The sequence below is a fragment of the Microbacterium luteolum genome (assembly GCF_039533965.1).
GTDB lineage: Bacteria > Actinomycetota > Actinomycetes > Actinomycetales > Microbacteriaceae > Microbacterium > Microbacterium luteolum.
Genome location: NZ_BAAAUN010000001.1, coordinates 2,433,064 through 2,452,101, shown reverse-complemented (window position 1 = coordinate 2,452,101; position 19,038 = coordinate 2,433,064). Strand labels below are relative to the sequence as shown.

Sequence of the window (19,038 nt, the reverse complement as noted above, 5' to 3'; positions counted from 1 at the left end):
GAAACCCGGGCGCGTTCGGGATTGCGGATTTGCCCCTGATCAGCCATTTCGTTACGTTGGTCTGTGGGCCTGACGGCCCGAAAGACCAGTCCGCGACCACGTCCTTCTTTCGATGAGCTGTGCTGCGAAGAGGCGTGGACGTACGGTCGATGCTCTCTGCGGCGGATCCGAAATCCGCTGTCCGCGCCGCCACAGCAGTCATGTCGAACGGCCTCGTGAGGATCACCCGGGCGTAACCGAAGCAGGCTCAGCCGCCGAGGCGAGCCGCGGGGGAAACGTGTCCGAAATCGCTCTTGAAGCGCGCAATCTGTTCAAGGTGTTCGGGAAGAATCCGAGCCAGGCTGTCCGTCGTCTGAAGGCCGGTGAGAGCCGCACCGCCGTCGATGACGCGGGCACGGCAGCCGTCATCGACGCGAGCTTCACCGTCAACCGCGGTGAGATCTTCGTCATCATGGGCCTGTCCGGATCGGGCAAGTCCACCATCATCCGCATGCTCAACGGCCTGCACGACGCCACTTCCGGCACCGTGACCGTCAATGGCGATCCGATCACCGGCATCCCGAACGGTCAGTTGCGGGAGATCCGCCGCGACCGCATCTCGATGGTGTTCCAGCACTTCGCGCTGCTGCCTCATCGATCGGTCGCCGCGAACGTCGCCTACCCGCTCGAGCTGAAGGGCGTCGCCAAGGCGGAGCGCCTCGCCAAGGCCGCGGAGATCCTCTCGCTCGTCGGCCTCGAGGGCCTGGGCGAGAAGATGCCGTCCGAGCTCTCCGGCGGCATGCAGCAGCGCGTCGGCATCGCCCGCGCCCTCGCCGCCGACAGCGACATCCTGCTGATGGACGAGGCGTTCAGCGCGCTCGACCCGCTCATCCGTCGCGAGATGCAGGAGCAGCTGCTCGAACTGCAGGAGAAGCTGCAGAAGACCATCGTCTTCATCACCCATGACCTGAACGAGGCCATGTTCCTCGGCGACCGCATCGCCGTGATGCGCGACGGCCGCATCGTGCAGATCGGCACGCCGGAGGACATCCTCATGGACCCCGCGAACGACTACGTCGAGCAGTTCGTGCAGGATGTCGACCGCGCCCGCGTGCTCACCGCCGCGAACGTCATGGAGCGCCCGCGTCCCGTCGTGCCCGAGACCGCCGGTCCCCGCACGGCTCTCCGCCAGATGCGCGACGCCTACATGTCGGCGACCTACGTCGTCGGCCGCGACCGGCAGCTGCTCGGCGTCGTGACCGACCGGGATGCCGTGAAGCTCGTGCGCTCCGGCGCCACGACGCTCGACTCCGTGCTCAAGCCCGTGCTGCAGAGCGTCCGCGAGGACGAGGTCCTGATGAACCTGTTCGTGCCAGCGGTCGAGTCGCCGCTGCCGCTGGCGGTGACGGATGCCGAGGGGCGTCTCGTCGGCGTCATCCCGCGTGTGACCCTGCTCGCCGCCCTCGGCCCCGGACCCGGCGCCACGGAGGAGATCATCCTCCCGCTGATGCCCATGCCGCAGGCCGAGATCGACGCCGTGCTCGATGACGGATGGACGGACCCCGGCCCTTCGACGAGCTCAGGGGCCCAAGATGCGTTCGGCTCAGGAACCGAACTGACAGAGGAGGTGCGCTGATGGATGGTTTCCGCCTCCCCCTCGGCAGCTGGGTCGAAGCCGGTGTCGACTGGGTCAAGGTCAACCTCGACGGCCTGCTCGACGTCGTCTCGTTCGTGGTGACGTTCCTCGTCGACGGACTCACCTCGCTGCTCCTGCTGCCCTACTTCTTCGTCGTGATCGCCATCGCCGCGCTCATCGCCTGGCTGGTGCGCTCGTGGCAGCTGGCGATCGGCACGGTCGTGTCGTTCACGCTGATCGTCGCGATGGGCCTGTGGGTCCCCGCGATGCAGACGCTCGGCCTCGTGCTGGTCGCCGCACTCGTCGCGGTCGTGATCGCCGTGCCGCTCGGCATCTGGTCGGCGCGCAACGCCACGGTCCGCGCGGTGCTCAAGCCCGTGCTCGACTTCATGCAGACGATGCCCGCGTTCGTGTACCTGATCCCCGCGATCGTGTTCTTCAGCATCGGCGTCGTGCCAGGACTCGTCGCCACGGTCATCTTCGCGCTGCCTCCGGGTGTGCGACTGACCGAGCTCGGCATCCGCGGGGTCGACTCCGAGACCGTCGAGGCCGGCCAGGCCTTCGGCGCGAAGCCGGGGCAGATCCTGCGCGGCATCCAGCTTCCGCTCGCGATGCCGACGATCCTCGCCGGCATCAACCAGGTCATCATGCTCGCCCTGTCCATGGCGGTCATCGCCGGAATGGCGGGAGCAGACGGCCTCGGGAAGATGGTCGTCGAAGCCATCTCGACCGTGAACATCGCCAAGGGTGTGGAGGCCGGCCTCGGCGTCGTGCTGATCGCCGTCTTCCTCGACCGCGTCACCGCGGCGCTCGGCACGCTGGGCCAGAACCCGGCGTCGCTGCTGGCGGTCATCCGTCGTCGCGGTGCGCAGCGCCAGGCGACAGCCGCAGCCGCGGCATCCGCCCCGGCCGTCGAGACGACCGTCGAAGAGAAGGAGCTCCAGAATGCGTAATCGCAGGATCATGACCATCGCGGCCATCGGCGCCGCAGGAGCCCTCGCCCTCTCCGGTTGCGCGAGCGACGGCGCGGGCGGAACCATCGAGCTCGGCGGCGGCGGAAGCGCCGGCGGCGGAGGCGACAAGGGCACCATCACGCTCGGGTTCCTCCCATCGTGGACCGACGGACTCAGCACCGCGTACCTGCTGCAGGACCAGCTCGAGAAGATCGGCTACGACGTCGAGCTGAAGACGCTGACCGAGGCGGGCCCGCTGTACACCGGGCTCGCGCAGGGCGACGTCGACGTCTTTCCTTCGGCGTGGCCCGAGGTGACGCACGCCGAGTACATGAAGACGTACGGCGACTCGATCGACGACCTCGGCACTTACTACGACAACGCCCGGCTGACGATCGCGGTGCCGGAGTACTCCGAGCTCGAGACGATCGACGACCTCGCGGGCGCCGATCTCGGCGGGAAGATCTACGGCATCGAGCCCGGTGCCGGTCTGACCGCGCAGACCCAGAAGATGCTCCCCGCCTACGGCCTCGACAGCCAGTACGAGCTCGTCACCTCCTCGACCGCGGCCATGCTCACCGAGCTGAAGTCCGCGACCGAGAAGAAGCAGGACATCGCCGTGACGCTGTGGCGTCCGTTCTGGGCCAACGACGCCTTCCCGGTGAAGGATCTCGAAGACCCCAAGGGCGCGATGGGCGAGGCCGAGGGGCTGCACTTCCTCGGCACCAAGGGCTTCGCGGACGAGTTCCCCGAGGCGGCCGAGCTCATCGAGCAGATCGTCCTCGACGACGAGCAGTACGGCTCGCTCGAGGACCTCGTGGTGAACGAGTACGGCGAGGGCCGCGAGGCCGAAGCCGTGGATGCCTGGCTCGAGGAGTACGGCGACCAGTTCGAGTGGGTCGTCAGCTGACCTGAGCCGCGGCATCCGTCTCCCGCTCTGAAGGAGATCTCGCACTATGAAGGGCCCCATTCGCCAGGGGCTCCTTCGTACGGCGAGATCTCCTTCATTCCGTGCGGGGTGAGAAAGTCAGCCCAAGCCCGTGGGATCCTCGTCCCTGGCGAAACGCGCGCAGCGCCCCGAGCGCAGCGAAACGCCCCGTCCGGAGTGTGAACCCCGGACGGAGCGTCCCGTCCCGCTCGGAGAGATCAACTGACCTTCTTCCGGTAGGAGATGATCGCGAACACGTAGGCGACCACGAGGATGCCGACGCACCAGGCGAGAGCGACCCAGATGTCGTTGCCGACGGGCTTCTCGGCGAACAGCGCCTGGATGGTGTTGACGATCGAGGTGACCGGCTGGTTGTCGGCGAACCACTGCACCGGACCGGGCATCGTGTCCGTCGGCACGAAGGCCGAGCTGATGAACGGCAGGAAGATCAGCGGGTACGAGAAGGCGCTCGCGCCGTCGACCGTCTTGGCGTTCAGGCCGGCGATGATCGCCAGCCAGGTGAGGGCCAGCGTGAACAGCATCAGGATGCCGATCACGGCGAGCCATGCCCCGACGCTCGCTCCGGTGCGGAAGCCCATCAGGAATCCGACGCCGAAGATGATAGCGAGCGTGATCGCGTTCGCGGTGAGAGACGTCAGCACGTGCGCCCACAGCACACTCGAGCGGGCGATCGGCATGGAGTGGAACCGCTCGAAGATGCCGCTCTGCATGTCGGTGAACAGTCGGAACGCCGTGTAGGCGATGCCGGATGCGATGGCGATGAGCAGGATGCCGGGAAGCAGGTAGTTCACATAGTTCTCGGCACCGGTGCTCGTCTGCAGAGCGCCCCCGAAGACGTACACGAACAGGAGCATCAGGGCGATCGGGGTGACCGCCGTGGTGATGATCGTGTCGGGACTGCGGAAGATGTGCCGCATGGAGCGGCCGGTGAGTGTCGCGGTGTCCGCCGCGAAGTGCGTGGTCATGCTGCGTTCTCCTTCTTGGAAGACGGGCCGATGAGGGTGAGGAAGATCTCCTCGAGGGTGGGCTGCTTCTCGACGTACTCGACCTTGGCGGCCGGGAGCAGCTTCTTCAGCCCGGCGAGGGTGTCGTTGGCGATGATGCGTCCCTCGTGCAGGATCGCGATGCGGTCGGCCAGCTGCTCCGCCTCGTCGAGGTACTGCGTGGTGAGCAGCACGGTGGTGCCGGTGTTCGCGAGCTCCTTGATGACGTCCCACACCTCGATGCGGGCTTCGGGGTCGAGGCCCGTGGTCGGCTCGTCGAGGTAGATGACCTCGGGGTGTCCGACCAGGCTCATCGCGATGTCGAGCCGACGGCGCATGCCGCCCGAGTAGGTGCCGACCTTGCGGCCACCGGCATCCGTCAGTCGGAACTTCGCCAGCAGATCGTCGGCGACCTTCCCGGCGTCGGGGAGGTGCCGCAGCTTCGCGACCAGCACCAGGTTCTCGCGTCCGGAGAGGATCTCGTCGACCGCGGCGAACTGCCCGGTGAGACTGATCTTCTCGCGGACGCCGACCGGATCGGTCGCGACGTCCACGCCCTGCACGGTGGCCGTGCCGGCATCCGCCTTCAGCAGGGTGGAGAGGATGCGCACCACGGTGGTCTTGCCCGCGCCGTTCGACCCGAGAAGGGCGAAGATGCTGCCCTTCTGCACGTCGAAGTCGACGCCGCGCAGCACATGCAGGTCCTTGTAGGACTTCTGCAGGCCCTTGACGCTGATGGCTGCGGTGCTCATGATCCGTTCTCCTTCTTCTTCGCGTCGTCGAACGCCTTGATGAGGCGCGTGCGCTCCTTGTCGATCCACTGCCGTCCGCCGTATGCGGCCGCGTAGTTCTCGGCGAACTCGACGGGGTCGTCGCCGACGATGGCGCTGACCGGGGTGCCGTCGATCGCGGCGCGCTCCCACAGATCCGCGATGTCGAGGAACATCTTCACGATCGTGTCGCCGTCCGTGACACCGCCGTAGTACATGTTGTAACGCTGCTGCGCTTTGGCGACCTCGCGGTACGGCTCGGGGAGGGCGTTGATGCGGGCCTGAGCCTGCTTGTACTGCTTCTTCTCTTCGAGCGATCCGGTGATCGCTTCGATCCACTTCGCGGCCATGCTCAGTTCTCCTTGTTCTCGGTGTTGTTCTTGTTCAGCTGTTCGATGTGCTTCTTGAGAAAGCTCCAGGTGTTCCAGAAATCCTCGAGTTCCTGCGTGCCCGCGGCGTTGAGGCTGTAGACCTTGCGCGGCGGGCCCTTCTCGCTCGGGACCTTCTCGACGTCGACGAGGCTCTTCTGCTCGATGCGCACGAGGAGTGCGTAGATCGTGCCCTCGGCGATGTCGGTGAACCCGTGGTCGCGGATCCGTGTGGTGATCTCGTACCCGTACGCCGGCTGCTCGGCGAGGAGGGCCAGAACGATGCCCTCCAGAGTGCCCTTGAGCATCTCGGTCATCTGCCTGCCCATCAGGTCCTCCTTTCGTTTCTGTCGGTACTCAGTGTTGCTGGGTACCGGTACAAAGTAACACTGAGTACCGGTACTTAGCAACACCGAATACTGAAATCTTTTTGGTCGGCTCCGGAGGGCCCCGCTAACCTTTCGCCGATGGCTCTCACCGATCTCCCCCTGGACCAGCTCCGCTCCTTCCGGCCCGACGTAGCCGAACCCGCGGACTTCGACGACTTCTGGGCGCGTACGCTCGCCGAGTCACGCGCGCTCGCCGCGGCGCCCGTGGTCGAGTCGGTCGCCACCCCGATCACGCAGCTGATCGTCGAGGATCTGACATTCAGCGGATTCGGCGGCGAGCCGATCCGCGCGTGGATCACTCGCCCGCAGGTCGAGGGCCCGCTGCCGACCGTCGTCGAGTACATCGGCTACAACGGCGGTCGCGGCATCCCCGGCGAGCGGCTGCAGTGGGCGGCCGCCGGCTACGTGCACGTGCTGATGGACACCCGCGGTCAGGGCAGCGGATGGGGATCGGGCGGCGACACCCCCGACCCGCACGGGTCGGAGGGATCGATCCCCGGCTTCATGACCCGCGGCATCCAGCATCCCGACACGTACTTCTACCGTCGCGTGTTCACGGATGCGGTGCTGCTGATCGATGCCGTGAAGCAGCTGGATGCCGTCGACAGCGGTCGCATCAGCGTGACCGGCGGCAGCCAGGGCGGCGGCATCAGCCTGGCGGCCGCGGCCCTGCACCCCGACGTCTCCGCGGCCATGCCGGACGTGCCGTTCCTGTGTCACTTCCGACGGTCGGTGCAGCTCACCCCCGAGCTGCCGTTCACCGAGATCGGGCGCTACCTCGGCGTGCACCGAGGGCGGGTCGAGGACATCTTCGAGACCCTGTCGTACTTCGACGGCGTGAACTTCGCACGCCGCATCACTGCGCCGGTGCTGTTCTCGGTCGCCCTGATGGATGCCGTCGTGCTGCCGTCGAGCGTGTTCGCGGCGTTCAACCACTGCGGCTCCGCGGATGCCGAGATCGCCGTCTACGAGTTCAACGGCCACGAGGGCGGGCTGATCGTGCAGTGGCACCGGCAGACCGCGTGGCTCGCGGACCGGCTCTGACCCCGCGTCAGCCCGCGAGCACCGAGAGCACGTTCCCCGCGGGGTCCGTGAACCAGGCGATGTCCGGTCCCTTGCCCGGGGCGCCGTGCGAGATGCCCTTCGCGTCGGTGCCGAGATCGGGGTCGGTGTAGATCTTCGTCACGACGCCCTTCGCGTTGAGCTCGTCGACGGCGGCCTCGACGTCGTCGACCGGGAAGTTCAGGATCGTGTAGCTCGCCGGCGTGTGATCGGGCTTGCCGTAGACGAGGATCGAGCCGCCCTGCGGCAGCGCGATCTCGAGGAAGCCCATGGCGTTGTCGGTGACGTCCATGCCGAGCGTGTCGCGGTAGAAGGAGCGAGCAGCGTCGATGTCGTCGACGCTGAACCCGCTGAACGCGTGTGTGGTCTGGAAGGCGGTCATGGTCTCAGCATGCGCTCGTCCGGGCGACGTGTCCAGGGGCCTGCTCAGTCGCGGAGGTACGCGAGCACAGCGAGCACGCGGCGGTGCCCGCTGTCGCTCGTCGCGAGCCCGAGCTTGGCGAAGATGTTGCCGATGTGCTTGCTCACCGCGGTCTCCGTCACGAAGAGTCGTGCGGCGATCGTGGCGTTGTCGAGGCCTTCCGCCATGAGCCCGAGCACCTCGCGCTCTCGCGGCGTGAGCGACTGCACCGGGTCGTCGGCGCGACGCCTGCTCATGAGCTGCGAGATGACCTCGGGGTCCATGACGGTGCCCCCCGCGGCCACGCGGTGGAGGGCGTCGATGAACGAGGCGACCTTGCCGACGCGCTCCTTGAGCAGATACCCGAGCCCGTCGGCGCCGGCGGCGAGCAGCTCCCCGGCGTAGCGGTCCTCGACGTAGGCGGACAGCACCAGCACCGGGAAGCCCGGGCGACGCGCGCGTGCCTCGGCCGCGGCCTTCAGCCCTTCGCTCGTGAACGTCGGCGGCATCCGCACATCGACGACCGCGGCATCCGCTTCGTCGAGCCGGAGCAGGAAGTCGTCGGCGTTGTCGACCGCGGCGACGACATCGAAGCCCTCGCTGCGCAGCAGCAGCGCGAGCCCCTCCCGCAGCAGGGTGTCGTCCTCGGCGATCACGATCCGCATGGCAGCTCCGCTCTCAGGGTGGTCGGTCCGCCGACCGGGCTGGTCAGCTCCGTCGTGCCCTCGAAGGCCTCGACGCGGCGGCGGATGCCGGCGAGTCCGCCGCCCGGACGCTCCACGGCGCCGCCCGCGCCATCGTCTTCGACGGTGATGATCAGGCGCTCGCTCTCGCGGCTCACCTGCACGGTCGCGTGCGCGGCGCCGCTGTACTTGTTCACGTTGGTGAGAGCCTCGGCGACGACGAAGTAGCTGGCGGACTCGACCGCGGCGGGCACGCGTCCGACATCGGCGGCCTCGATCGTGCAGGGCACCGCGCTGCGGCCGGCGAGCGACGCCAGCGCCCCCTCCAGGCCGAGCTCGTCGAGGATCGGCGGATAGATGTCGTGCACCGTGCGGCGCAGCCCCGCGAGGGCGTCGGTCGCGGCATCCTGCGCGCGGCGGAGCGGCTCGAGCACTCCGCTCGGATCGGTCTCGAGTGCCCGCTCCGCGATCCCGAGCATCATCACGACGTTCACGAGGCGGTTCTGTGCGCCGTCGTGCAGGTCGCGCTCGATGCGGCGGAGCTCCGCGCCGTGCGCGTCGAGGGCGGCGGCGCGACTGAGCGTGAGGGCGTCCACGCGTGCGGCGAGACGCGACTTCTCGGGCGTCGCGAGCAGTCGCGCCGACGTCCAGGACACCAGCCGCGCGACGGCGGGCATGAGCCACCAGGAGATCAGCGCATAGGCGACGGCGACCAGCGGCATCGTGGCCGCGAGCTCCCACGAGGTGACCGGATAGGGGGATCCGACCGGATCATCGGCGGGCGCGAACTGCCAGTAGTAGGTCAGGGCGAGGGCGTTGACCGCAGCCACCGGAAGCACAGCCGCGAGCAACGACACCGAGAACACGGGCAGGGCGTGCACGGCGAGCCACAGCGCGTCGCGGCCGGTCGATCGCGAGAAGGCGAAGCGCAGACGATCGTCGATCGTGGCCCCCGGGGGGAGCGGGCGCGAGATCGGAGGCAGGTCCACCCCGCGGAAGGCGCCGATGCGCCGGCGGTTGAGGTCGCTCCACGCGTGCAGGATGCGTACGGCCTGCGGCAGGATCAGCACGCCGCCGGTGATGATCATCAGCGGCAGCAGCAGCATCCCGACGCAGAAGAGCACGAGCGAGACGACGGATGCCGCGAACTCGACCGCCACGTACCGCCAGTCCCGCAGCCAGCGTCGCATCCGTCCGTCCTTCACTCTGCAAGTCTGCCGGAGTGCGGATGCCGGCGCGGTATAGCCAGCACCACCATCGTTCCGGTGGGCAGCGGGATGGGATGCCGTCGCCGGCGTTCGTAGCGTCGAAGCATGACCTCCACACCACTCGCATCCGCCGCCGACGCTCGTCCGGCCGAGGCGCTGCGCCTCCAATCCGTCGTCAAGACCTACGGCTCCGGCGCCAATGCGGTGTCGGCGCTCCGTGGCGTCGACCTCGTCCTGGCGAAGGGCTCGTTCACCGCGATCATGGGCCCGTCCGGCTCGGGCAAGAGCACGCTGCTGCACAGCGCGGCCGGCCTCGACAAGCCCACCAGCGGCACCGTGCAGCTCGGCGGCACCGAGATCTCCGGACTGCGCGCTGCGAAGCTCACGGCGTTCCGGCGTGACCACGTCGGCTTCGTCTTCCAGGCGTACAACCTGCTCCCCGCCCTGAACGTCGAGGAGAACATCACGCTCCCGCTGCGCCTGTCCGGGCGCCGGCTCGACCCGGGATGGCTCGATTTCCTGCTCGACGCGGTCGGGCTCCGTGATCGGCGGCTCCGCCGTCCGGCCGAGCTCTCCGGCGGCCAGCAGCAGCGCGTCGCGATCGCCCGCGCGCTGATCACCCGGCCGTACGTGGTCTTCGGCGACGAGCCGACGGGCGCGCTGGACTCGCGCTCCGGCAAGCAGGTGCTCGATCTGCTCGCGCACACGGCGAAGGAGCTCGACCAGACCGTCGTCGTCGTGACGCACGACCCGGTCGTCGCCTCGCACGCGGACCGCGTGATCTTCCTCGCCGACGGGTCGTTCGCCGGGTACCTCGACGGTGGGACGCCGGCGCAGATCACCGACCGCATGAGCGCGCTCGGGGAGTGGTGATGACCGGTCAGCGTCTGAGCTTCGGTCGCCTCGTGCGTGCTGACCTGCGTCACAACCGTGCCAGCTTCGCCGGGGTGGCGGTGGCGATCTTCGTCGCGAGCATCCTGGTCACCGGGCTCGGTGTGCTCGTCGAGTCCGGTATCCGCGGGGGCCTCGCCCCCGAGCGCTACACCCAGGTCGACGTGGTCGTCGGCTCGCCGCAGTATGTCGACGTCCCGGAGGACATGCCGCTCCCGCTGCGCGAGCGCGCCCCGCTTCCCGCGGATGCCGCGCAGGAGATCGCCGCGATCCCCGGCGTCGAGAGCGTCGTCGCCGACGTCACGGTCCCCCTCGTCGCGGGCGACGATGCGGCACCCGTCGAGGCGCACCCGTGGGCCTCGACGGCCCTGACCGGATTCGTCCTGCGCGAGGGTCGCGAACCCGCCTCCGCCAACGAGGTCGTCGTCACGGCCGTCACCGGCGAGGCCGTGGGCGACGCCGTGACCCTCTCGCACGGCGGGGTCGCGGCGGAGTACCGCGTCGTCGGCGTCGTCGACGGTCCGGTCGTGCCCGAACGCGCGAACCACGTCTTCCTCACCGAGGGGCGCATCGCGCAGCTCGACCCGCACGGCGGCGCCGCGCAGGTGCTGGGCGTGTTCACCGCACCCGGCGAGGCGGACCGCACCGCCGACGCGATCCGCGATGCGCTACCCGGCGTGGTCGCGCAGACCGGAGACGGCCGTGGCGACATCGAGTTCCTCGACTCGGGCGCGGCCCGGGCGACGCTCATCGCGATCGGCAGCGCGTTCGTCGGCACCTGCATCCTCGTGGCGATGTTCATCGTGGCAGGCACCCTCTCGCTGTCGGTGCAGTCGCGTCGCCGGGACTACGCGCTGCTCCGCGCGGTGGGTGCGAGCCCGAAGCAGGTCCATGCGCTGGTCGCCCGGGAGGTGCTGTCGATCGCGGTGATCGCGGCGCTCGCCGGCATCGCTCCCGGATACGCGCTCTCGACCGTGCTGCAGGGCGCGTTCGTGTCGGGCGGCGTGATCCCCGGTGACTTCGCTCTGGCGGTCGGTCCGATCCCCGCGGTCGGCGCGGTGCTGCTCGTGCTCGGCGCCGCGTGGGGCGCGGCGCGCATCGCGGCTCGGCGGCCGGCGAAGCTCGACCCGATCGAGGCGCTGCGGGAATCGGCCACTGGTCCCGCCGCGAGCGGACTGCCGCGGATCATCGCCGGCATCGTCTTCGCGACCGCGGGGATCTCGGTGTCGACCGTTCCGCTGGTCGTGCGCGGCGAGAACGCGGCCGGCGCCTCGGCCGGAGCCGTGATCATGCTGATCGTCGCGCTCGCGCTGCTGGGACCGTGGCTGGTGTCGCTCAGCGTGCGCCTGATCGGCTCCGTGCTGCGGCGGATGTCGGCCGCCGGGTTCCTCGCGGCCGCGAATGCCGCGGCGAACAGCCGTCGGCTGGCGAGCGCGATCCTCCCGATCGCGCTGGGTATCGGCCTGGGGCTGGTGCAGATCGGCGCCCCCGCGATCATGGCGAGCGAGGCCGCCGCGCAGGCGCAGGCCGGTGTCACGGCCGACCTCCGCGTCACGGCATCCGCGGGACTCTCTCCGGCGGCCACGGAGGCGATCAGTTCGATCCCCGGGGTCTCGGACGCGTCCGGCATCGCCATCACCAGCGCGATCATCGACTCCCGCGATTTCGAGGGCAAGGTGCAGCGCGGAGAGCACGTTCTGCAGGGCGTCGACCCGGCAACGGTCGACACAGCGCTCGACCTGCAGGTGCAGGAGGGCACGCTGGCCGCGCTCGACGGCGGAGCGACCGTGGCAGTGAGCACGGATGCCGTGCAGACCCTCGGCGTCGGCATCGGCGACACGGTCGCCGGCCGTTTCGGCGACGGGACGCCGCTCGAGGCGACCGTCGTGGCGATCTACGAGCGCGGTCTGGGTTTCGGCGACCTCACGATGGACGTCGAGGCGGTGCGCGAGCACACCACAGCCGGCTTGGACGCGTTCGCACTCGTGGCCGTCGACGACGGCTCTCTCGACCAGGTGCGCACCGCGCTGACCGAGGCGGGACTGACACCGACGGATGCCGGGGGCCAGAAGGCGGCCGGCGCCGACGCGCAGTCGCAGCAGGGGTGGGTGGGCGTGATCGGTCTGATCGTCATCCTCGGCTACATCGCCATCGCCGTCATCAACACGCTCGTCATGGCGACCGGTGAGCGGTCGCGTGAGCTCGCGCTGCTGCAGCTGATCGGCTCCTCGCGGCGCCAGGTGCGGGCGATGATGCGCGTCGAGGCGGTGCTGGTGGCTGGCATCTCAGTGGTGTTCGGCGTCGTCGTCGCCGTTCCGTCGCTGATCGGCCTGAGCATCGGGATCTCCGGCCAGCCGATCCCGGCACTGCCCGTGCTGCCCTCGCTGGCGATCGTCGGGTCGATGGGCGCTCTCGCCCTGCTGTCGATCTGGGCGGCGACGATCGCCGCGATGCGCACGCGGCCGATCGACGAGATCGGGTCCCGGCAGTAACCCGATCGTCTCCGCATCCGGCCGCCCGCGCGGCGGCCGGATGCGAAAGACTGGTCTCATGACCTCCCCGCTTCTCGACAACCTCCTCGCCCGCATCGTCGACAGTGGGCTGCTCGATGAACCGGTCGTCGAGAACGGCCTGATCTACGGGCGCGCGAGCATCGACGCCGCCGGCACGGTCGTGACCGTGAACGTCGACCCCGAACTGGATGACGACGACGATGTCCTCGACGACGACGCGCTGATCGCCGCCGTCACGCGCATCCTCTCCGTGAACGAGACGCGCTGGCGGGCCGTGATCGACGAGGTCGCCGACGACATCGACGAGGCGGTCGACGACGAGCCGGTGATCGAGCAGGTCGACCTGCGCGACGACCTCGAGGCGACCTCGGTCGTCGTCTTCGCGGATGCCGTGCTCCTCGCCTTCGACGCACCGAAGCAGTTCCCCGACTCGCGGATCCTGGTGCAGCTCGACGACGAACTCGAGATCGCCAACATCGAGGTCAGGGATCGGGACAGCTCCACGCCGCAGTGATGCCGGCGCGCGCTCACTCGTGCGCGCGCAGCAGGGCCTTCGCGGTCAGGGCGACCGACGGCTCGAGATCTTCGGCGAGGTCGCGGAGCGCGGTGACCGCTTCGTCGCCGGGAATCGATCCGAGCGCACCGGCGAGACGGCGCCGAGCCGCCGGGTCGGTGGATGCCGTGGCGACCGCCAGGGCGCGCGCGATCCGAGGTGCGAGATCATCCGAGCGCGCCAGACCCTCGAGGACCTCGACGGCCTCGATGTCGGCAGTGCCGAGGACGATCAGCTCGACGATCGCGTCGATGGACTCGTCGTCGCCCGTGCGCCCGCGGGCCAGGTGCGCGCGGGCACGGAGGAGCGGATCGCGGTGGTCGGCGAGATCCGTCAGCGCGCTCAGGGCGGCGGGGGATCCGATCTTCTCGAGCGCTCGGAGGGCGCGATGCCGTCGATCCTCCGCCGGCGAGTCGAGAGCGGCGGCGAGCAGCGGAATCGCCGCGTCGCCCGCGCGCGCCACGGCCCAGGCGATCGCTCCGCTCGCATTGACATCCTCCTCGCGGAGCAGGGCCTCGACGAGCACCCCGGCATCACGCTCGTCTGCGTCCGGCAGAGAGAGCGCCTGTCGCTGGCGGACAGATGCATCGTCCGCGTCGAATCCCCGCATGAGCCCGATCGTCCGCATCACGTCCGGCCAGGCCTCGGGTTCGGACGCCTGCACCTGCTCCAGCCGCGACACCAGCTCCTGCGCCCGAGCGAGCTGGTCGCGAGAGCGATCGAGGAGCTGATCGATCATGCCGCGCGTGGTGAACCGCTCGTCGGTGAGCGCCGCGGGTATCTCGGCGAGGCCGAGCCCCAGTGACCGCAGACCCTCCACCCGGAACAGCCGCTGCACGTCGGCATCCGAATAGCGACGGTACCCCGCGGCCGAGCGCTCCGACGGCGAGACCAGACCGATGCGGTCGTAGTGGCGCAGCATCCGTGCACTGATGCCGGTCTGCTGCGCCACCTCGCCGATCAGCATGGTCAGTCCTCGATGCGCGGCGCCGCGCGCAGGGCGACGACGCGCCGTGCCTCGGCGACGGCGGCCTCGAAGCCGTCGTCGGGATTGTCCATCACGTGCGCGGTCGCGATCGCGTGGATGCGCACCTCGGGTCCGGGGTAGGTCGACGCCTTCTCGACGGCCGCCGTCGCCGGCGCGCCGAGCATCGCGAAGGCGCGACTCAGGCTGCGCTGCAGGTCGTGGTCGCCCCGCGCGAACTGGGTGGCCAGAACCTCGGCGAGTCGGCCCTTCTCCTCGTCGGGGGCAAGCCCGGCCGCCGTGCGCCAGGCGGCTCGGGCCACCTCCGCGTCGTCGTCGGTGAGCAAGGAGGTCGTGATCGCCGGCCACGCGCGCGGGTCGCGGATCTTCGACAGCGTGTGCAGTGCCTGGCTGCGGGCCTGGGGCGTGGCCGAGCCGAGCTCCGGCAGCAGCAGATCGACGGTCGCCTCACGATCGTGACGGGTGAGCGCCCAGGTGAGCATGTCGCGCACGGAGAAGTCCGGTTCGATGCGGCACTGGGTGATGAGCACCCGGATGTACTCGGGGCGAGGGTGCGTGCCCGCCGTCAGGGCCGCCTGCAAGCGCGTCGATGCGGACTCCGCCTGCAGAGCGGTGTCGAGCCGTCGCGCGGCGTCGGTTTCGATGTTCGTGTCGGTCATGAGACCACCTCCACCCTCCATCAGACACCTTGTCACTGTGACAAGGTCAAGTCTTCTCGGATGTCGATGTCGATTCCGGCGCCCAGCAACCGATCCCGACTTCTGCGGCCGATCCGAACTTCTGCGGCCACATCAGCCCGGATGGGCCGCAGAAGTTCGAGATGGCCGCAGAAGTCGGCAGGATGCCCCGGTTCAGAGCCACTTCTTGTACTTGAACACCCCGTAGAGCGCCACGGCGAACGCGGCCATCGCGCCGATCGCCATCGGATAGCCGAAGGCCCAGTGCAGCTCGGGCATGACCTCGAAGTTCATGCCGTAGACCGTGCCGACGAGCGTGGGAGCGAAGATGATCGCCGCCCACGAGGAGATCTTCTTGATCTCGTCGTTCTGCGCGAGCCCCGCCTCGGTCTGCCGGCGGGCGACGAGCGCGGAGTGCACGGTCAGCGCGTTCTCGAGGATCGCGCGGAACGAGTCGACCCGCTCGTTCACCCGGATCGTGTGGTCGAGCACATCGCGCAGCGACCGCTGCAGCTCCTCGTCGATGCGGTACTTCTCCGACCCGCGGCGCAGCCACTCCAGCATCCCGCTGAGCGGATGCACCGCCCGCTGGAAGTTGATGACCTCGCGCGAGAGCTCGTAGATGCGCCGGGAGAGCTGGTCGTCGTCGCTGTCGCCGAAGAGCTGGTCCTCGATCTCGTCGATGTCGTTCAGCAGACCGGCGACGATCGGCTCGTACCCGTCGACGACCTCGTCGAGGATCGCGTAGAGCACGGCCTCGGGTCCCATCGCCAGCAGGTCGGGGTTGGCCTCCATCCGCCGGCGCACGGCCGCGAGGTCGGGCGACTCGGCGTGCCGGATCGTCACCACGAAGTCGGGTCCGACGAACAGGTGCAGCTCGCCGAACTCGATGGACTCCTCCTTGTCGCGGTAGCGCGCAGGGCGCAGCACCGCGAACAGGGTGTCCCCGTAGCGCTCCACCTTCGACCGCTGGTGACCGGACAGGGCGTCTTCGACGGCGAGCGGATGCAGATCGAACTCGCGCGCGACCGACGCGACCTCTTCCGGGCTCGGGCGGTAGAGGCCGATCCAGGCGGTGCCGCCCGCGGCATCCAGCATCCGGTAGGTCTCGTCCAGGTTCTTCGGGGTCTCCACGCGACGTCCGTGGACGTACACGCCGTTGTCGATGAGCGCCATGATGCGCATCCGTTCTCGCAGGCGCACGGGAGCAGAAGGCTCCGTGCGCAGATCAGTCAGAGGGCGGGAGACGCCGCCGACGCTGCGGAAGGACGTGCGAGATCGTGGAGCGGATGCTCAACGCGAAAGCGCAGGGAGTCTCGACGCAGCGGTGGCGGCGTCGTAACTATCACCGGACATCGCCATCACCGCCTTTCGGACTCCCCTCGGGTCGGACGACCCGAGGGGCCATGTTACTCCTGTTGCCGACGGCCGACGGCCGACCTCGATTCGAAGGGCCCGGGTCCCGCGGCGGTCGGACGAACCGCCGCGGCTTTTTCGTCCGTCGGCACCGACGATCCGCCGTCGCAGGGCGAGACGATCGATGCATGTCCTCGTCCGCTTCTTCCGTGCGCCTGCGCCCACCCGGCGAGCATCGGGTGCTCGGAGTGCTCGGCGGGATGGGGCCGCTCGCCACCGCCCGCTTCTACGAGGCGGTGGTGCGGGCCACTCCGGCCGACCACGACCAGCTCCACATCCCCACGGTGATCTGGAGCGATCCGAGGATCCCCGATCGTACGGCCGCGATCCTGGGCGGTGGGCCGTCTCCGGTGCCGGCGATGGTCGAGGGCGCCCGAAGGCTCGAGGCGATGGGTGCGGAGATCCTGGCCATGCCGTGCAACACCGCTCACGCGTTCCTTCCCGCCGTGCGCGCGGCCACCGGGACGACCTGGGTCGACATGATCGGCGCGACCCTGGATCGGATCGCGCGCACGGGCGCGGAGCGGGTCGGGATCCTGGGCACACGAGGCACCAGAGCGGCCGGGCTTTACGACGCGGCCGCAGCGCCTCGTGGCCTTGACGTCTTCTATCCCTCGGACACGGACCAGTCTCTGCTGATCGACGACGCGATCGGGCATGTGAAGAGCGGACGGCGCCTTCTCCGCGCCGAGCGCCTCGTCGCGGCCGCCGCCGCGCGTCTGCACGCTGCCGGCGCCGATGTGCTGATCGCCGCGTGCACGGAGCTGCCGCTCGTGCTCGGAGCCGCGTCCCGCGTGGTCCCCGTGGTGGACTCCCTGGACTGCCTCGCATCCGCGTGCGTGCGCGAGGTCGCCACTGCTGTCGTCTGAACGGTGCAGCCTGCCCCACCCTCATGCGGTGGCTGCCTCCCTCGTTCTCGGCGGGACGCGAATCTACCGTCGAAGGAGACGTCGATCGTGTCGTCGTATCGACGCTGTGACAGGAGATGAAAGATGCTGAAGACGAACCGAAATCGGCTGCGCGGGGGCGTGGCCCTGATGGCCGTCGCATGCCTGGCCGCACCGCTGGCCGCGTGCACGGTCAGCGTGGAGCTGCCGAGGCCGGAAAGGGACATGTCGACCTTCCTGGACGAGATGACCATCCCGGAACTGCAGCGCGCCATGGACGAGGGCGAGGTGGATGCCGAGCAGCTGACCCAGGGCTACATCGACAGGATCGAGGAGCTGAACCCGACTCTCCATGCGGTCCTCGAGGTCAACCCCGATGCGCTCGACATCGCTCGTGAGAGTGATGAGCGTCGGGAGTCCGACCAGTCGCGCGGCCCGCTCGAGGGCATCCCCGTCCTCATCAAGGGGAACATGGACACAGCCGATCAGCAGATGACCACGGCGGGCTCGACCGCTCTCTCCGACTCGAAGCCGGAGCAGGACGCGTTCCTCGTGCAGCGCTTGCGCGACGCGGGGGCGATCGTGCTGGGCAAGACCAATCTGTCCGAGTGGTCGAACTTCTACTCCTCGCGTCAGATCCCCGGGTGGAGCGCCGTCGGCGGACAGACCGGCAACGCCTACGACCTGGAGCGCACCCCCTGCGGTTCGTCGAGTGGCGCGGCCGTCGCTGCGGCCGCGGCACTGGCCACCGTGACCATCGGCACCGACACCGATGGGTCGATCACCTGCCCCGCCGCATCCGCATCGACGGTCGGCCTGAAGCCGACTCTCGGGGTGGTCAGCCGGTCGGGCGTCATCCCGATCACGAGCGCGCAGGATTCGCCGGGGCCGATCGCGCGCACGGTCACCGACGCGGCCATCACACTGCAGGTGATCGCGGGCTTCGACGACACCGACGCGGGCTCCATCGACGGCGGACTGCCCCAGGATCTCGACGAGATGCTCGACCAGAACGCGCTCCGCGGCAGCCGCATCGGAGTATGGCGCGACGGTCACGAGGGGATCGATGACGAGGCGGACGATGCGTTCGACATGTCGGTCGAAGTGCTTCGCGGCATGGGCGCGGAGGTCGTCGAGGGGGCGGACGTGCCGGACATCGCGTCGCTGGTCCCGACGGATCTGCTTCCGGCTCTGCTCACCGAGTTCAAGCACGGCCTCAACGGATATCTCGCCGCGACTCCCGGTGCGCACCCGCAGAGCCTCACCGAGCTCATCGCCTACAACCAGGAGCATGCGGAGGTCGAACTGCCGAGCCCGCTGGAGCAGGATTGGCTCGTCATGGCGGACCAGACCGAGGGAAACCTCGACGATCCCGAGTATCTCGCACACCGCGAGACGGTGACCACACGTGCGCAGGAGAGTGTGGATGAAGTCCTGCAGAAGTACGACCTCGACGCGATCGTCACGATCTCCGACCTGCCCGCGCTTCCGCTGCACTCCGACGAGCATCCGCCCTTCCAGAGCAGCACGCGCAATACCTCCTCCGCCGGATATCCGCACGTCACGGTGCCGACCGGCTTCACGGAATCCGGCCTGCCGATCGGGCTCTCCTTCATCGGCACCCGCCTGAGCGACTCCTCGCTCATCTCGTTCGCCTACGCGTACGAGCAGGCAGTGGACGCGCGTCGCGCGCCGAAGCTGTAACCCCGGGGTTCGGCGGGGCGGGCCTCCCGGTC

The 19,038-nt window shown here is 69.1% G+C and carries 19 protein-coding genes; 9 read left to right on the top strand and 10 right to left on the bottom strand.

Going from position 1 to position 19,038, the window contains the following annotated elements; all coding sequences use genetic code 11:
• Positions 1 to 277 precede the first annotated feature (277 nt).
• Genes ABD648_RS11830 through ABD648_RS11820 form a run of 3 tightly spaced genes read left to right on the top strand, consistent with a single transcriptional unit; the run spans position 278 to position 3,478 of the window.
• Complete coding sequence (locus ABD648_RS11830; RefSeq protein WP_282215159.1) at positions 278 to 1,615, top strand: quaternary amine ABC transporter ATP-binding protein; 1,338 nt, start codon at positions 278 to 280, stop codon at positions 1,613 to 1,615.
• Positions 1,615 to 2,568 (top strand): ABC transporter permease, encoded by a 954-nt coding sequence (locus tag ABD648_RS11825; protein WP_282215158.1) that lies wholly within the window; start codon positions 1,615 to 1,617, stop codon positions 2,566 to 2,568. Before ABD648_RS11830 ends, ABD648_RS11825 begins: the two co-directional genes overlap by 1 nt.
• Positions 2,561 to 3,478, top strand: a complete 918-nt coding sequence (locus tag ABD648_RS11820) for a glycine betaine ABC transporter substrate-binding protein (RefSeq protein WP_282215157.1) — start codon at positions 2,561 to 2,563, stop codon at positions 3,476 to 3,478. The genes ABD648_RS11825 and ABD648_RS11820 overlap by 8 nt, the downstream gene beginning before the upstream one ends.
• A 236-nt stretch (positions 3,479 to 3,714) precedes the next feature.
• On the opposite strand, the gene ABD648_RS11815 is transcribed toward ABD648_RS11820, so the two are convergent.
• Genes ABD648_RS11815 through ABD648_RS11800 form a run of 4 tightly spaced genes read right to left on the bottom strand, consistent with a single transcriptional unit; the run spans position 3,715 to position 5,967 of the window.
• Positions 3,715 to 4,482 carry an ABC transporter permease gene (locus tag ABD648_RS11815; protein WP_282215156.1) on the bottom strand — a complete coding sequence of 256 codons (768 nt, stop codon included), beginning with the start codon at positions 4,480 to 4,482 and terminating at the stop codon, positions 3,715 to 3,717.
• Positions 4,479 to 5,252 (bottom strand): ABC transporter ATP-binding protein, encoded by a 774-nt coding sequence (locus ABD648_RS11810; RefSeq protein ID WP_282215155.1) that lies wholly within the window; start codon positions 5,250 to 5,252, stop codon positions 4,479 to 4,481. Before ABD648_RS11810 ends, ABD648_RS11815 begins: the two co-directional genes overlap by 4 nt.
• Complete coding sequence (locus ABD648_RS11805; RefSeq protein WP_282215154.1) at positions 5,249 to 5,620, bottom strand: DUF1048 domain-containing protein; 372 nt, start codon at positions 5,618 to 5,620, stop codon at positions 5,249 to 5,251. Before ABD648_RS11805 ends, ABD648_RS11810 begins: the two co-directional genes overlap by 4 nt.
• Before the next feature lie 2 nt (positions 5,621 to 5,622).
• Complete coding sequence (locus ABD648_RS11800) at positions 5,623 to 5,967, bottom strand: PadR family transcriptional regulator (RefSeq protein WP_282215153.1); 345 nt, start codon at positions 5,965 to 5,967, stop codon at positions 5,623 to 5,625.
• A gap of 138 nt (positions 5,968 to 6,105) precedes the next feature.
• On the opposite strand from ABD648_RS11800, the gene ABD648_RS11795 reads away from it, so the two are divergent.
• Entirely contained in the window at positions 6,106 to 7,071 is a 966-nt protein-coding gene (locus tag ABD648_RS11795) for an acetylxylan esterase (RefSeq protein ID WP_282215152.1), read from the top strand.
• A gap of 7 nt (positions 7,072 to 7,078) precedes the next feature.
• On the opposite strand, the gene ABD648_RS11790 is transcribed toward ABD648_RS11795, so the two are convergent.
• From ABD648_RS11790 to ABD648_RS11780, 3 genes are read right to left on the bottom strand one after another with little or no spacing between them, the layout of a single operon-like run.
• Positions 7,079 to 7,471: a VOC family protein gene (locus tag ABD648_RS11790; protein ID WP_282215151.1), complete on the bottom strand. Its 393-nt coding sequence runs from the start codon at positions 7,469 to 7,471 to the stop codon at positions 7,079 to 7,081.
• 44 nt (positions 7,472 to 7,515) lie between these two features.
• Positions 7,516 to 8,154: a LuxR C-terminal-related transcriptional regulator gene (locus tag ABD648_RS11785; protein WP_282215150.1), complete on the bottom strand. Its 639-nt coding sequence runs from the start codon at positions 8,152 to 8,154 to the stop codon at positions 7,516 to 7,518.
• Positions 8,142 to 9,377 (bottom strand): sensor histidine kinase, encoded by a 1,236-nt coding sequence (locus tag ABD648_RS11780; protein ID WP_344709138.1) that lies wholly within the window; start codon positions 9,375 to 9,377, stop codon positions 8,142 to 8,144. The genes ABD648_RS11785 and ABD648_RS11780 overlap by 13 nt, the downstream gene beginning before the upstream one ends.
• Positions 9,378 to 9,485: 108 nt before the next feature.
• Here ABD648_RS11780 and ABD648_RS11775 point away from each other — a divergent pair, with 108 nt between their 5' ends.
• The 3 genes from ABD648_RS11775 to ABD648_RS11765 are packed head-to-tail and all read left to right on the top strand — an operon-like array spanning position 9,486 to position 13,298.
• A complete protein-coding gene (locus ABD648_RS11775; protein ID WP_282215148.1) occupies positions 9,486 to 10,253 on the top strand; it encodes an ABC transporter ATP-binding protein in 768 nt (255 codons plus the stop codon).
• Positions 10,253 to 12,763, top strand: coding sequence for an ABC transporter permease (locus ABD648_RS11770; protein WP_282215147.1), 2,511 nt, complete (start codon positions 10,253 to 10,255; stop codon positions 12,761 to 12,763). The genes ABD648_RS11775 and ABD648_RS11770 overlap by 1 nt, the downstream gene beginning before the upstream one ends.
• A gap of 58 nt (positions 12,764 to 12,821) precedes the next feature.
• On the top strand, positions 12,822 to 13,298 hold the full coding sequence (locus tag ABD648_RS11765) for a cytochrome C5 (protein ID WP_282215146.1): 477 nt from the start codon (positions 12,822 to 12,824) through the stop codon (positions 13,296 to 13,298).
• Positions 13,299 to 13,311: 13 nt separating this feature from the next.
• On the opposite strand, the gene ABD648_RS11760 is transcribed toward ABD648_RS11765, so the two are convergent.
• The 3 genes from ABD648_RS11760 to ABD648_RS11750 form a co-directional block, all read right to left on the bottom strand.
• Positions 13,312 to 14,304 carry a MerR family DNA-binding transcriptional regulator gene (locus tag ABD648_RS11760; RefSeq protein ID WP_282215145.1) on the bottom strand — a complete coding sequence of 331 codons (993 nt, stop codon included), beginning with the start codon at positions 14,302 to 14,304 and terminating at the stop codon, positions 13,312 to 13,314.
• 2 nt (positions 14,305 to 14,306) lie between these two features.
• Positions 14,307 to 14,981 (bottom strand): HEAT repeat domain-containing protein, encoded by a 675-nt coding sequence (locus tag ABD648_RS11755; RefSeq protein WP_282215144.1) that lies wholly within the window; start codon positions 14,979 to 14,981, stop codon positions 14,307 to 14,309.
• 192 nt (positions 14,982 to 15,173) lie between these two features.
• A complete protein-coding gene (locus ABD648_RS11750; RefSeq protein WP_282215143.1) occupies positions 15,174 to 16,175 on the bottom strand; it encodes a magnesium and cobalt transport protein CorA in 1,002 nt (333 codons plus the stop codon).
• Positions 16,176 to 16,543: 368 nt separating this feature from the next.
• Here ABD648_RS11750 and cuyB point away from each other — a divergent pair, with 368 nt between their 5' ends.
• Both cuyB and ABD648_RS11740 read left to right on the top strand, forming a co-directional pair.
• Positions 16,544 to 17,284, top strand: a complete 741-nt coding sequence (gene cuyB / locus ABD648_RS11745) for a cysteate racemase (protein ID WP_282215142.1) — start codon at positions 16,544 to 16,546, stop codon at positions 17,282 to 17,284.
• Between the two features lie 123 nt (positions 17,285 to 17,407).
• On the top strand, positions 17,408 to 19,006 hold the full coding sequence (locus tag ABD648_RS11740) for an amidase family protein (RefSeq protein WP_282215141.1): 1,599 nt from the start codon (positions 17,408 to 17,410) through the stop codon (positions 19,004 to 19,006).
• Positions 19,007 to 19,038: the final 32 nt, after the last annotated feature.